Genomic DNA, 14,780 nt, shown 5'->3' on the forward strand with positions numbered 1-14,780 from the left:
TCAATTATTTTAAACAAAATTGTATGAAAAGTTTTAAAGATTTTTTTGAAAAATATGAATGGGATGAGGTCAAATCTAAGCTTGAAAAAGTGACCTTGTCCGATGTAGAAAATAGTCTTCAAAAAAAGAATAAGACAATAGAAGATTTCCTGAATTTTCTTTCGCCTGTTGCTGCTCAGAAATTAGAGTTAATGGCAAAAATGACGCAGCAACTTACTCAAAAACGATTCGGGAAAACCATTCAGTTGTATGCGCCGTTGTACTTGAGCAATGAATGTCAGAATATCTGTACTTATTGCGGTTTTAGTTTAGATAATTCCATTAAAAGGAAAACACTTTCTGATACTGAATTGATGATTGAAGCAACTGTTTTAAAATCAATGGGAGTCAATCACGTGTTGCTGGTAAGCGGAGAAGCGAATAAAACGGTCGGAATTGATTATTTTCTGAAGGCTGTTCGTTTGTTGAAGCCGCATTTTGCTAATATTTCGATTGAAGTTCAGCCTTTGTCGGAAGAAGAATATCAGCAGCTTCATGATGCAGGAGTAAATGCAGTTTTGGTATATCAGGAAACCTATCATCAGGAAGTTTACAAAGAATACCATCCGAAAGGCAAGAAGTCAAACTTTAATTTTCGTTTGGAAACACCCGACAGGATTGGAAAAGCTGGAATTCATAAAATGGGATTGGGCGTTTTGCTCGGTCTGGAAGATTGGAGAGTTGACAGTTTTTTTAATGCTCTTCACATCGATTATCTTCAAAAGCAATATTGGAAAAGTAAATTTTCCGTTTCGTTTCCGAGACTTCGACCAGCAGAAGGAATTATTGAGCCGAATTTTATTATGTCTGATAAAGATTTATTACAATTAATCTGTGCTTACCGAATTTGGAATGAAGATTTGGAGATTTCGATTTCCACCAGAGAAAATGAAAAATTTAGGAATAATATCATTTCATTAGGAGCAACAGCGATGAGTGCTGCTTCAAAAACAAATCCCGGTGGTTATGCGGTTGATAAAGAATCTTTAGAACAATTTGAAACCAGTGATGAAAGAAGCATGAATGAAATTAAGGATATCATTAAGAAATCCGGTTACGATCCTGTGATGAAAGATTGGGATTCTGTGTATAATGGAATTTAAAAAGAATTTTGAACCATTAAGATTTTATTAAGGAGTTAAGTTTAATTAAGGAAATATTTAAAAATATTTTTTTAGCATCCAGCTTATTTTATTCGCTTGCGAATACTTAATTTTTCTTAACTCTTTAATAAAATCTTAATGGTTCAAATTAAAATAGTATAATGAAAAGCGAAGACATTTTTGCACGATACAGCCGACAGATTTTCATTGAAGAAATTGGTTTGGAAGGTCAAAGGAAAATAATGAATGCTAAAGTTCTGGTTATTGGAGCGGGCGGATTGGGAAGTCCTGTGATTCAATATTTGGCTGCGGCGGGAGTCGGAACTTTAAGTGTTGCAGATTTTGATGAGGTTGAACTTCATAATTTAAACCGACAAATCATTCATAACGAAAATTCTGTTGGAAAATCAAAAGTAAAAAGCGCGGAGCAATTTGTGAAAAATCTTAATCATCAAGTCAATTTTATTGGAATTGAAAGTAAGATCGATGAGTCAAACGCAGAAGAAATTATATCTCAGTTTGATATAGTTGTTGATGGTTCCGATAATTTTAAAACGAGATATTTAGTTAATGATATTTGTGTACAATTAAAAAAGCCTTTAGTTTACGGAAGTATTCTGGGCTTTTCGGGACAGGCTGCCATTTTTAATTATAATGGAAGCAAAAACTTAAGAGATATTTTCCCTGAACCTCCTTTTGATGAAAATCTTTCAGATTGCGACAGTCTCGGAGTTTTGGGAGCTTTGTCCGGAATTGTAGGAAGCATGATGGCAAATTTAGCTTTAAAAATAATGACGGATTTGCCTTTACAATTAAATCAAATCACGCTGATTGATACCTTACACTGGCGATTTCAGACGATTGATTTCTAAATTATATTTGTTTAAAAAAGAACGAGTCAGTAAATATTTGCTGACTCGTTTTTGATTTATTGACGTTTTATCATTGTCCTTGTTGCTGCATCACACCACCATTATCTTCTTTTTTAGTGCTGTTTAAAATATTAGCATCTTCTTTCGCCAATTTATTTTTCGTCGGGATTTTATAATTAATTGATAATCCGAAGTTTCTGGTGTCATATTTATTTCTCAGAACAACAATTTCACCTCCTCCAGGCGGATTCGAACGTACCTGCATTACCTGTCCATTGAAAATATCATTCGCAAAAACAGAAACCGTCAAACGATTGTCCATGAATTTTTTCGTTAACGTAATATCAACATTATTATTAAATGGTTTTTCTGCAGTGAAGTAAAAATATCCGGCTTTTGGTGTTAGATAACTATAATTTGCAGTTAATTTAATGTCTTTCGGTAAAATTACCTGCGCCATAACATTGAAAATCCAGAAACCTTTATTGTTTAAATTATCAATGTCATGTTTCTGATAACCAGCATACAAATACATGAAATTAATTTTATCAGGATTAAAATTGAACTTCATGATCTCGCTTAAAGGTTTGCTGAAAATCATAAACGGAACGGGCAATCCAAGATTAAAATTATGAATTTTCATATTTGAAATATTCACCTGTTCATTATAAAGATTTTTTCCGTCTTTTCTAATAATCTGCGCTACCTGATTTTTTGCAGAACTTACACTATATCCGATAAAGGCATAGTCAAACGCTGAAATTTTCAATTCATAATTATCAAAAATTGTAGGCTGTAGATTCGGGTTTCCGGTAACCTGTGTATTTGGTCCCTGGAAAGTCGTGTTATTCGGATTTAAGGCTGAAATACTTGGTAAACTGATCTTTTTATTATAATTCGCAGCAACATAAACCTGATTCATCAAATTATACTGAACACTTGCGTTCGGGAATAATTTAAACTTATTAAAAGGAATTAAATCTTTCTGAACAACAGCATTTGTACTGTCAAGAGCTCTCGTAACACCCGAAATATCATAATTTTCAGCACGTGTTCCTACAATGAAATCAAACTTTTTCAGTTTTGCCTGAAATTCTAAATATGTTGCAGTTGTCTGCCTTTTATATTCTAAATTGGTTAAACCTTTACTTTCAGTATCAAAATTCTGATTTTCATACAAACCTCCTAAACTCACTTTTCCACCGTCAAGAATTTTCAAAGGCTGAGAATAATCGACTTTAAAGTTGGCAATTTTCATATCAGATTTGTTACTTAATTGATTTCCATCTGAAAAAGTTGGAATTTTTTCATTCGGAAGGTAAGTTACATCTCTGAAAATATTATCCTGATCAAATTTACTGTCAGATTTTGTATAACCAAACTGAAAATCTAATTTTTGAGCTTTGTCTGTAAAACGTTTTTGATACGTTACAACAGCTTCCTGTCTTACATTAAATGTATGTGCCGCATCAAAAGCTGTAAACTCTGCAGCTTTGATAATATTTTTATCTAAATAATAAGGCAGATCTGCAGAGCCGTCACTCGAAGTGTAATTATCATTATTGTTATGATAAATATCGTAGTTCAATAATAATCTGTCCTGTCCAAGATCAAAAGTAAGTCCTGATTTTGCAAAATATCCGCGACCAACTCTGTCTGTATTGCTTAATAATAAATCATTTTGATTTGTATTAAGCATACTTTCGCGATAGTTCTGTCCGAAATTTAATTGCCATCCAAAGATTTTATTCCTTGCATTCAAATTCATAGAATTACTCGTTCTGCTTCTGAATTTATCATAATTCGTGAAAGAATAATTTCCGGAATATGTTGCTGTTAAATATTTATTAGCATTTTTATTCGTGATAATATTCATGATCGCACCTCCGGAAGTTGCAGGAAATTCTGCGCCGGGTTGCGTAATTACTTCGATTCTGTCAACAGAATTTGCAGGCATTCCTTCAAGAAAAGAATTCAGCTCGTTTGAAGTAATATTTAAAGGTCTTCCATTTAAATATACATCAAGGATTTTTCCCTGATACATCATTCCGGCGATGTCTGTAGAAACCAGTCCCGCAAGTTTTTTGATACCTTCTAAAACGTTTCCGTTGTTAAGCTGCGGCTGTTCCGAAAAATCGAAAATCGTACGATCGGCTTTTTGCTCAACAGCTTTTTTCGTTTTGGTAATGGTAATACCTTCAATTTGTTTTTCTTTGGTCGGCTGGTTATTCGTTTTTTCCTGAGCAAAAGTAAATATCGTACCCAAAAGAGATAGCGCAATAATTGCTTTCTTCATAATGTTTTTTCTTATCAGGTTAGACGCAGAAAAAAGAATTTTGTTACAAAGACGACTTTACATCTTTATTTTAATGAATCAAATTCTGTATACTCGAATTCAGGAGATGAGGTAAATAATTGTCTTAAAACCGATGCGTGACCATTTCCAGCAACCACCAGAATTCTGTCTTCTGAAGTATGTGTAATATTTTGGATATTTCTGAATATTCTCAGATTTCTGTCATACCAGTACAAAGCCAACATGTCTGCGCCGTCGAGTTCCCTTAACTTAAAATCTCCACTTAAATAAGCACCGTATTCATATTTGTGATACTCTTTGCTGTTCATGAATTTAAAAAGATCTAAAATTGATTTGAAATTTTTCGGTTCTGAACTTTTAAAGAAAGCATTATACTGTTTTGATATTGGATCTTCGCTTACAAAATCATAATCTTGGCTTAAATTTTTAAAGTACAAAGAATCTTTCTTGCCAAATTTTTCCTGCAAATCATCCAAGACCGAGTTTGCATCTATGCTGTATAATTCATTTAGATTAAGCTCCTTTGCAAGACGCATAGCAATTTGGAATCTTTCATCTCTTTCATTGGCGTGTTTGCCTTCTTTGTATTCTTTTAATTTTTGATTGGCGTTCCAATTCGGCCAGGCTTCGATTGCAATTTTTGTTGGCTTGAATTTTTTGATATAATTAATAAGTTCCGTCACTTCCTTGGATGTTTTAGGCGATAAAACATCTACCTGATCTCCTTTCTCAGTTTTATGAGCATCAAGATTGGGATAATCAAAATGGAAAGATCCGACAACTAAAACTTTCGTTTTTGGATTTTGAAAATATTCTGAAGGTTGTTTCTGCGCAGAAATTAATACAGATAAGCAAAGTAAAAATGTGTATAATATTGTTTTCATGAGATTGATTTTTGACAAAATTAGCATACATGGAAATATCATAAAACAGCATTTCGACAAACGGAATGTGAAGCGGTATAAAATATTTTTCATCGGAAAAAATGAACGGTTTGTCGAAAAAATGACCCGAAATTTCGTAGAAAATCTATTTTTGTTGTATGAAAATCAATAAGCTTCTTTATCTGCATATTTTCTTTTGGACGATTTATGTTACGGGATCGGTTCTGATTCCTTATTTTGTTTTTCATTCAAGGAATACGATCTTTAATATCACGTTTTTTATTACGAGTATTGTTTGTTTTTATACAAATTATTTTGTCGTGGTTCCGAAGTTTTTTGATGCCAATAAAATATATAAATCGGTTATTGTATTTTTCTTAAGTGCTTGTTGTTTCGTTGGTGTAAGATATTGTGCAGAAGAATGGTTTTTACCGACTTTTTTCGGGGTTAGAAATTATGCGAAAGAAACACCATTTATTTTTTACTTTTTCGATAATATTTTTTACAGCAGCACAACGATTTTCATCAGTACAACGTTTTGGTTTTTCAGGCATTTTATGAATGCTGAAGTCGAAAAAACGGAATTGGTAAAAGCAAAAAAAAATGCTGAATTACAGGCTTTAAAAACACAAATCAACCCTCATTTCATTTTTAATTCTTTGAATAATATTTATTCTTTAGTTTATCAGAATTCTGATAAAGCTTTGCCGGCAATCGAAGAATTAAGCCGATTATTAAGATATAGCACGAAAGACCTTGGAGAAGATACGATTACCTTGGATAAAGAAATTGGCTATATCGACAGTTTGACAGCTCTGGAAAAGTTAAGAATTAAAAATCCCGAATTATTAATGATCGAAAAGAATATTAATCATCCAAAACTGAATATTTCTCCGATGATTTTAGTTCCGTTTGTGGAAAATGCTTTTAAACACGGTGATTTTAGAAATAAAGGTTTTGAAATGAAACTTTCTGATGAAAAACAGATTTTACATTTTTATCTTTTAAACTATAAAAAAGAACGAATGAAAGACTCGCTTTCAGGAATCGGCATCGAAAATGTAAAAAAAAGGTTGGAAATTCTGTATCCTAAAAAATATGAATTAAATATCAAAAACTCAGAAACAGAATTTATCGTAGATTTAAAAATTGATTTGCGAAATGAATAAAATTAAATGTATTGTTGTGGATGACGAACCATTGGCGATTTCGCTTCTGGAAAGTTATGTACAGAAAGTTCCTTTTCTCGAATTGGTTTTCTCCACCGAAAATCCGATTGATGCATTAGAATTTATTCAAAATAATGAATCTGATTTAGTTTTTCTTGATATTCAGATGCCGGAACTTACGGGAATTAATTTCATGAAAATTCTCGGGGATAAGCAAAAATATATTTTGACAACGGCTTATTCCGAGTATGCATTGGAAGGTTACGAACACAATATTGTGGATTATCTTTTAAAACCTATTTCGTTTGAACGTTTTTATAAAAGTGCTTTAAAAGCTCAGGAACGTTTTTCGACTAATGAAAGTAAGGAAGATTCTCATTTCTTTGTAAAATCTTCAGGACAACAACATCGAATCAATTTTGAAGATATTCTATATGTGGAAAGTATAAAAGATTATGTGAATATTAAAACTTCAGAACAGGAATATATTGTTTTAGATACCTTAAAATCTATGGAACAGCAACTTCCGGAAAGTTCTTTTGTTAGAATTCATAAATCGTTTATTATTAATTTAAATCAGATTAAAAGCTTTGATTCTAAAAAAGTAATTCTGTTTTCAGATCAGGAAATTCCGATCGGGGAAAGTTACAGAAACAGCTTTTTGACGAAAATAAAATAAAAAGCAACTCCAATTTGAAGTTGCTTTTTCTATTATTAATTAAAATCTAACAATTAATTTTCTTGTTGCTTAATCAAATTAAGAGCAGAACCAGCCTTAAACCAATCAATTTGCTGATCGTTATACGTATGGTTTGCCATAATGATATCTTTAGTTCCATCATTATGAATGAATTCTAAAGTCAATTGCTTTCCAGGAGCGAATTGATCAAGATCCAAGAAGTTGATAACATCGTCTTCTAAGATTTTATCGTAATCCGCTTCATTAGCGAAAGTAATTCCCAACATTCCTTGTTTTTTAAGGTTTGTTTCGTGGATTCTCGCGAATGACTTCACAAGAACAGCTTTTACGCCAAGATGTCTCGGTTCCATTGCAGCGTGCTCTCTTGAAGAACCTTCACCGTAGTTTTGATCTCCAACAACAATTGAAGGAACACCAGCAGCTTTGTAGGCTCTCTGTACAGCGGGAACTTCTCCGTATTCTGCAGTCAGTACATTTTTCACCTTGTTGGTTTCCATGTTGAAAGCATTTACAGCGCCGATCAACATATTGTTTGAAATATTATCAAGGTGACCTCTGTATTTCAACCATGGCCCAGCCATAGAAATGTGGTCGGTTGTACATTTTCCGAAAGCTTTAATTAAAAGTCTTGCTCCCGTAATATTTTTACCATCCCAAGCCGGGAATTCTTCCAATAACTGAAGTCTGTCAGAAGTCGGGCTTACATTCACAACAACACCTGATCCGTCTGCTGATGGAGCTTGGTATCCGTTGTCATCTACTGCGAAACCTTTTGCTGGTAATTCGAAACCTTGAGGTTCGTTTAATTTTATTTGCTCGCCAGCTTCGTTCGTTAAAGTATCTGTAATTGGATTAAAATCTAATCTTCCTGAAATTGCGATGGCAGCAACCATTTCCGGCGATGCTACGAAAGCGTGAGTATTTGGGTTACCATCCGCTCTTTTCGCAAAGTTTCTGTTGAAAGAATGAATAATCGAGTTTTTCTCCCCTTTTTCAGCACCTTCTCTGTCCCATTGTCCGATACAAGGTCCGCAAGCATTGGTAAAGATTCTAGCATTCTCAAATTTTCTGAATGAATCTAAGAAACCGTCTCTTTCCGCTGTGAATTTCACCTGTTCAGAACCTGGGTTGATTCCCAAGATAGCTTTAGGTTTAACGCCTTTAGCAACCGCATCTTCAACAATCGATGCCGCTCTTGATAAATCTTCATAAGACGAATTCGTACAAGAACCGATCAATGCCCATTCTACTTCAAGAGGCCATCCGTTTGCTTCAGCTTTAGCTTTAAATTCAGAAACCGGAGTCGCCAAATCTGGGGTGAAAGGTCCGTTTAAGTGTGGAGCCAATTCAGAAAGGTTGATTTCAATTACTTGGTCGAAATATTGTTCCGGATTTGCATAAACTTCTGCATCTCCAGTTAAATGTTCAGCAACTTTGTCAGCAGCATCTACAACATCCTGTCTTCCTGTAGAAGCCAAATATCTTCTCATAGAATCATCGTACCCGAAAGTTGAAGTGGTAGCTCCAATTTCAGCACCCATGTTACAGATTGTCCCTTTTCCTGTTGCAGATAAAGATTGAGCTCCTTCTCCGAAATATTCTACGATGCATCCTGTTCCTCCTTTTACGGTAAGAATTCCTGCAACTTTTAAGATAACATCTTTTGCGGAAGTCCAGCCAGACATTTTACCTGTTAACTTTACACCAATTAATTTTGGCATTTTAAGTTCCCAAGCCATTCCAGCCATTACATCTACTGCATCTGCACCTCCAACTCCGATAGCAACCATTCCTAATCCTCCTGCGTTTACCGTGTGAGAGTCAGTTCCGATCATCATACCTCCCGGGAAAGCATAATTTTCTAATACAACCTGGTGGATAATTCCGGCTCCCGGTTTCCAGAAACCGATTCCATATTTGTCACAAACAGAACCCAGAAAATTGAAAACTTCTGAATTCTTATTAAGACCTTCCTGTAAATCTGCCTGTGCACCTACTCTTGCCTGAATCAAGTGATCGGCGTGGGCGGTTGAAGGGACAGCTACTTTTGCTTTTCCAGCCTGCATGAACTGTAAAAGTGCCATTTGCGCTGTTGCATCCTGCATTGCTACTCTGTCTGGTGCGAAGTCTACATAAGAGTTTCCTCTTTCATGTGCTTGTGTAGCATTCCCTTCCCACAAGTGAGTGTAAAGAATTTTTTCTGAAAGGGTAAGAGGTTTTCCCACAATCTGTCTTGCCGCAGCAATTCTTTCCGGGTAACGCTCGTACACTTTTTTGATCATGTCGATGTCGAAAGTCATATCTATTTTAATTTTTCTTTTTTAATAAGTTTTTTCCCGGATTTTAAGTTAAACTTTAAAGCGGAAATTTCCTCAATTACCCATTCATCAAATTCTATTCCTACCATCTTAAAACAGTATAAATAAGATGAATGATTACTATTTTTAATACCTATCAAGTTAAGGAAAAAATAAATTTTGATTCATTGACATAAGTTAAAATAATTATAATTACTCTTAAATAGAAAGATTCTAAACAAAAGTAATTTAATTTGTAAAAAGAAACTTTAGATGGGAGTACAGTTTGTTTCAAGCACATTTTACTTATCTTCGTAAGTATAGTTTATTATAACGAAATGTCAAATTCAGATTATGAAATCGAAGAGCAACTAAAAATTTTTGTTAAAAAAAGGTTTGGAAAGCCACTAAATTCCATAAAAAGTTTTGAAGAATTATCTGAAAATACAAATCTCAGTGTTCAGACTTTAAGACGGTTTTTTGGAAAAATAGATAAAAACAAAAAAATTGGATTAACGTCACTTTCATTGCTTTGCAAATATGTTGGTTTTGCTGACTGGCAAGATTTTTCTCTAAATTTTGAAAATCAACAAAATATCTCAGATAAAGACAAAATTTACATAGAAAATATGCTTGTTTTTTTTGAGAATGGAGAACGCTACAACATCGACTATCATCAAAATACTATGACTGTAGATACTCTGAATGATTATGCTAAAGTTATTTACTATAAAAAAGAAAATTTACAATTCTTTTACTCGCTTTATCAAAAAAATAATTGGTGCTCAGATTATTTTCTTGCATGGTTACCCAATTATAATTTTTTTGGTCAAGATTGGTTTAGAAACATTTTAATGAATAGAATTTCCCAAACGAAAAATATTCTTGTAAAATTGGCTCTCAACAATTTCTTATTATTAGGTTTTTTTCTTTCGAATGGCGATTGCGAGTTGGCTAAAGAAATGGTTTTACTCGATAAAATATATAAAGATTATCGTGAAAATCATCAATACATGCCATATCACGAAATGCGCTATCATACGGTTAAGTTGATTTTTGCAAAAAGAAATGATGATGAGGAAAGTTTTCAAAAGATATTTAAAGTTTATATTGATGGTTTGGAGAACTCTAAATTAGAAGAAATTCATCAACAGGAAATGCTTATTTTCTTTTGCAATACCCTTTTGTGGTTGGAAGAATATGATATAGCTTATTACTATTTAAAAAAAGCAAAACCCTTTTTGAAATCTTTTCCAATTATGAAAGATAAGCAAAAGACTATGCATTTTTTCGGAATCAATATGGCTTTTGTGAAAACAACTTTTGCATTGGCTTGGGTTGCAAATCAAGATTCAAAAATAGATGATCTTGAATTAACAGATTCTGATTTTAATGATATTACAGGTTTGCTTTATAATGATTATATCAAAATAATGTATCTAGTAAAATGTATTATTTATGAAAAAGGTTTGGCTAAAAAAAAGCTTATGTTTCAAGAATTAAAACAATTGGTAGAAAAGACAAATTATTCTAAAATATATAATCTTCTAGAGGATTTAGATTCTGATTTCTCCAAGTATTTTGCTTGATTCTCTTTTCTGAAATTGGACACATTTGGACTTTTTTATTTTTATTAATCAAAGTAGATTAGCCAAAAATTAATACTATGATAGAAGTTATCTTATCAAAAACCTATTTTAATCAAGGATTTTTTAATGTTAGAGTTGAGTATTCCGAAAGTTTGGGAGATCATAATGAACCTATTATTTTTCAAAAAAATGATGAAAAGTTAATTTTAGGTTACATAAACAGAATTGCAAATTCTAATTCCACCCCAAGAATAATGTTGGGGAAGGAATTTACTAAATGGATTCAGACAAATTATTCTGCTGGAGATATTTTGAAAATAGAAATTAAGTCGAAACATTATTTAAAAGAAAATTTGTAATGAAAAAGTGTTTCGTAATAATTATTGTATTTGGAGTGTTTTTTTCTTGTGAAAAAAGGATGCCAGAAGATTTAGAATCGTTGAAGATTGAACTTAATCAAAGATTAAAGCATGTTGATAATATGAATGTTGATGAATTAAATAAATTTAAGAATGATTTAATTCAATACACACAGGATGCTAACCGACGTGGATTTTCTAAAGATAATTCCGAGTTAGTTAATGAAATAATCTCTCGTATTAATAGATTGGAGAAGCAAAATATTTCAGCTTCATCTTCATCTCATGTTACGGATAATGAAGCAAAATCAATTGAGGCATATATTAATGGATACAATGATGGTGAAAATGGATATGGGTTGTCTTCAGCTGAAACTGTAACTGCAGATGAGTCATATATGGCACATGGATACAATTATTCTCGTCCAGATATTATGGTTTACAAAATGGGGTATCATGATGGAATTACCGGTAGTCCTAAGAAATATTAGTAATTATATAGATCATCTTTAAGCAAAAAAAATGGAAGACTTCAAAAAGAAATCTTCCATTTTATATTTAAAAAGCCTCTCGACTTTCTTTTAAAATCAATTAATGACCAACTGTAACCAATTCTTTGATTGAAGGTATAAAAGTTGTAAGATCAATACCTTCTACAGCCGTTTTATACTCGTCGATATTAGGAATTCTACCCATAATCGCAGATAATACAACAACCGGCGTTGAAGCTAATAAAGATTCACCTTTTTTACGTTCAGAATCTTCCACAACTCTTCCCTGGAAAAGACGAGTAGAAGTTGCTAAAACAGTGTCTCCTTTTTCAGCTTTTTCCTGGTTACCCATACAAAGGTTACATCCAGGACGCTCAAGGTACATCATGTTTTCGTATTGTGTACGAGCTTCTCCTTTTGGAGCATTATCGTTGAATTCGAAACCTGAGTATTTTTCTAAAAATTCCCAGTCACCTTCAGCTTTTAATTCATCAATGATATTATAAGTAGGAGCAGCCACAACTAATGGTGCCTGGAATTCTACTTTACCATTTCTTTTTTCAAGATTTTTAAGCATCTGAGAAACGATTTTTAAATCACCTTTGTGAACCATACAAGATCCTACAAAACCAAGATCAACTTTTTTCTCACCTCCGTAATAAGTAAGGTCTCTGATCGTGTCGTGAGTATATCTCTTAGAAACATCGTCGTTGTTTACATCCGGGTCAGCAATCATTGGTTCAACGATTACATCAAGATCTACAACAACTTCAGCGTAATATTTGGCATTAGCATCAGGAGTTAAAGCAGGCTTGTCACCACATTTAATTTCCTCGATTCTCTTGTTTGCTTTATTAATTAATCCCTGAAGAACATGGTTGTGATTATCCATTCCTTTATCGATCATGATCTGGATTCTGCTTTTAGCAATTTCCAACGATTCGATCAAAGTATCATCTTCTGAAATACAGATAGAAGCTTTGGCTTTCATTTCTGCTGTCCAGTCTGTGAATGTAAACGCCTGGTCAGCTGGAAGAGTTCCGATGTGAACTTCGATAATTCTACCTTGGAAAACATTCTCTCCATCAAATTGTTTCAACATCTGAGCCTGAGTTGCATGAACCACATCACGGAAATCCATATGCTCTTTCATATTTCCTTTGAAAGTCACTTTCACAGATTCAGGAATCGGCATAGAAGCTTCACCTGTTGCTAAAGCTAAAGCTACAGTTCCGGAATCGGCTCCAAAAGCAACACCTTTAGACATTCTTGTGTGAGAGTCACCTCCGATGATGATTGCCCATTCGTCAACCGTAATATCGTTAAGAACTTTGTGGATAACGTCTGTCATTGCGTGATATTCACCTTTCGGGTCACGAGCTGTGATCACTCCGAAATCGTTCATAAATTTCATTAGTTTTGGAATATTAGCCTGCGCTTTTTTATCCCAAACTGAAGCAGTGTGACATCCTGACTGGTAAGCTCCATCTACGATTGGAGAAATCACGGTTGCAGCCATAGATTCCAATTCCTGAGAAGTCATCAAACCTGTTGTGTCCTGAGAACCAACAATGTTTACTTCTACACGAACGTCTGAACCTGCGTGTAATAATTTACCTTCAGTAACACCAACTGCATTTCTGTTGAAGATTTTTTCAACTGCAGTCAAACCTTGTCCTTCGATAGAAATTTCTTTGGAAGGAGCGAAAACTGTCGGAGGAGTAATTCCTAAAGTTTTTGCAGCAAAAGTTTGAATCTTCTTACCGAAAACGATAGCGTAAGAACCACCAGCTTTGATAAATTCTAATTTTTGAGGAGTAAATGATTTTGAAATATCTTTCAGTTCTTTATCTCCGTTGTATAATTTTTTAGTTTTTGTATTAATAGTAAGAACAGTTCCTGTAGCGATAGAATAAACTTCTTCTAAAACGATGTCTCCATTTTCGTTACGAATAGGATTTCCGTTTTCATCTACTTTTTTCACCCAGTTCTGAAGGTCGATTCCGATACCTCCTGTTACGTCAACTGTAGTAAGGAAAATCGGAGAAATACCGTTTGTTCCCCCAACAATCGGAGCAATATTTACAAATGGAATATACGGACTTGCCTGTTTTCCTGTCCAAAGAGCTACGTTGTTTACTCCCGACATTCTTGATGAACCAACTCCCATTGTTCCTTTTTCAGCAATAAGCATTACGCTTGCATCAGGATGTTGTGCCTGTAAAGCTTTGATTTCTTCCTGTGCTTGAGGAGTAATCATACATTTTCCGTGAAGTTCTCTATCTGATCTTGAGTGAGCCTGATTACCAGGAGAAAGTAAATCTGTTGAAATATCACCTTCACCTGCGATGAAAGTCACTACTTTGATTTCTTCTGCAACTTCAGGAAGTTTAGTGAAAAACTCTGCTTTTGCGTAGCTTTCCAAAATATCTTTTGCGATTCCGTTACCAGATTCGTAAGCTTCTTTCAAGCGTGCTGTATCTGCATCATATAAGTAAACCTGAGTTTTAAGAACTTCAGCTGCTTGTTTTGCTATTGCTTCATCGTTTCCTAAAGCCAAATCAAGTAAAACCCCAATTGAAGGTCCGCCTTTCATGTGAGACAATAATTCAAAGGCGAAAGCAGGTGTTATTTCTTCTACTACGGATTCTCCAAGAATGATTTCTTTTAAAAACTTAGCTTTTGCACCTGCAGCACTTGTCGTTCCCGGCAAAGTGTTATAAATAAAAAATTTAAGAGAGTCAGCCCTGTATTCATTAGCTGTATCTTTAATCTGTGCAATGATTTCACTTAATAAGTCTGCACTGTCAATTGGCTTTGGATGAAGCCCCTGGTTTTTTCTTTCTTCAATCTCTTGGATGTAATCCTGATAAATATTCATAATAATAGAAGTCTTTTCAATCTTAAAGTAGATTACGACAAATTGCAAAACTATTATCCTTTACGGATTTGAAAATGAA

General features: G+C 33.7%; 11 protein-coding genes. 7 read left to right on the top strand and 4 right to left on the bottom strand.

Annotated features, from left to right (window positions below; genetic code table 11):
- The first annotated feature begins 23 nt into the window (after positions 1 to 23).
- Both thiH and ABD940_RS18680 read left to right on the top strand, forming a co-directional pair.
- Positions 24 to 1,142 carry a 2-iminoacetate synthase ThiH gene (gene thiH, locus ABD940_RS18675; protein WP_345207312.1) on the top strand — a complete coding sequence of 373 codons (1,119 nt, stop codon included), beginning with the start codon at positions 24 to 26 and terminating at the stop codon, positions 1,140 to 1,142.
- 161 nt (positions 1,143 to 1,303) lie between these two features.
- A complete protein-coding gene (locus ABD940_RS18680; RefSeq protein ID WP_345207314.1) occupies positions 1,304 to 2,014 on the top strand; it encodes a HesA/MoeB/ThiF family protein in 711 nt (236 codons plus the stop codon).
- 70 nt (positions 2,015 to 2,084) lie between these two features.
- On the opposite strand, the gene ABD940_RS18685 is transcribed toward ABD940_RS18680, so the two are convergent.
- Both ABD940_RS18685 and ABD940_RS18690 read right to left on the bottom strand, forming a co-directional pair.
- Positions 2,085 to 4,310: an outer membrane beta-barrel protein gene (locus ABD940_RS18685; RefSeq protein WP_345207316.1), complete on the bottom strand. Its 2,226-nt coding sequence runs from the start codon at positions 4,308 to 4,310 to the stop codon at positions 2,085 to 2,087.
- A gap of 65 nt (positions 4,311 to 4,375) precedes the next feature.
- The gene (locus ABD940_RS18690) at positions 4,376 to 5,215 is read right to left on the bottom strand and encodes a DUF5694 domain-containing protein (protein WP_345207318.1); all 840 of its coding nucleotides are present in this window, start codon (positions 5,213 to 5,215) and stop codon (positions 4,376 to 4,378) included.
- A gap of 158 nt (positions 5,216 to 5,373) precedes the next feature.
- Here ABD940_RS18690 and ABD940_RS18695 point away from each other — a divergent pair, with 158 nt between their 5' ends.
- Positions 5,374 to 6,384 carry a sensor histidine kinase gene (locus tag ABD940_RS18695; RefSeq protein ID WP_345207320.1) on the top strand — a complete coding sequence of 337 codons (1,011 nt, stop codon included), beginning with the start codon at positions 5,374 to 5,376 and terminating at the stop codon, positions 6,382 to 6,384.
- Positions 6,377 to 7,063: a LytR/AlgR family response regulator transcription factor gene (locus ABD940_RS18700; protein WP_345207322.1), complete on the top strand. Its 687-nt coding sequence runs from the start codon at positions 6,377 to 6,379 to the stop codon at positions 7,061 to 7,063. The genes ABD940_RS18695 and ABD940_RS18700 overlap by 8 nt, the downstream gene beginning before the upstream one ends.
- A gap of 53 nt (positions 7,064 to 7,116) precedes the next feature.
- Here the strand turns inward: ABD940_RS18700 and ABD940_RS18705 are convergent, their stop codons facing one another.
- Positions 7,117 to 9,384, bottom strand: coding sequence for an aconitate hydratase (locus ABD940_RS18705; RefSeq protein ID WP_345207324.1), 2,268 nt, complete (start codon positions 9,382 to 9,384; stop codon positions 7,117 to 7,119).
- A gap of 335 nt (positions 9,385 to 9,719) precedes the next feature.
- On the opposite strand from ABD940_RS18705, the gene ABD940_RS18710 reads away from it, so the two are divergent.
- From ABD940_RS18710 to ABD940_RS18720, 3 genes are all read left to right on the top strand, one after another.
- Positions 9,720 to 10,970 carry a hypothetical protein gene (locus ABD940_RS18710; protein WP_345207326.1) on the top strand — a complete coding sequence of 417 codons (1,251 nt, stop codon included), beginning with the start codon at positions 9,720 to 9,722 and terminating at the stop codon, positions 10,968 to 10,970.
- A gap of 77 nt (positions 10,971 to 11,047) precedes the next feature.
- Complete coding sequence (locus tag ABD940_RS18715) at positions 11,048 to 11,329, top strand: hypothetical protein (protein ID WP_345207329.1); 282 nt, start codon at positions 11,048 to 11,050, stop codon at positions 11,327 to 11,329.
- Entirely contained in the window at positions 11,329 to 11,820 is a 492-nt protein-coding gene (locus ABD940_RS18720; RefSeq protein WP_345207331.1) for a hypothetical protein, read from the top strand. The genes ABD940_RS18715 and ABD940_RS18720 overlap by 1 nt, the downstream gene beginning before the upstream one ends.
- A 100-nt stretch (positions 11,821 to 11,920) precedes the next feature.
- Here ABD940_RS18720 and ABD940_RS18725 read toward each other — a convergent pair whose 3' ends face one another.
- On the bottom strand, positions 11,921 to 14,701 hold the full coding sequence (locus ABD940_RS18725; protein ID WP_345207333.1) for a bifunctional aconitate hydratase 2/2-methylisocitrate dehydratase: 2,781 nt from the start codon (positions 14,699 to 14,701) through the stop codon (positions 11,921 to 11,923).
- Between the last annotated feature and the right edge of the window lie 79 nt (positions 14,702 to 14,780).

The organism is Chryseobacterium ginsengisoli, assembly GCF_039542325.1.
In the GTDB taxonomy this organism is placed as follows: domain Bacteria; phylum Bacteroidota; class Bacteroidia; order Flavobacteriales; family Weeksellaceae; genus Chryseobacterium; species Chryseobacterium ginsengisoli.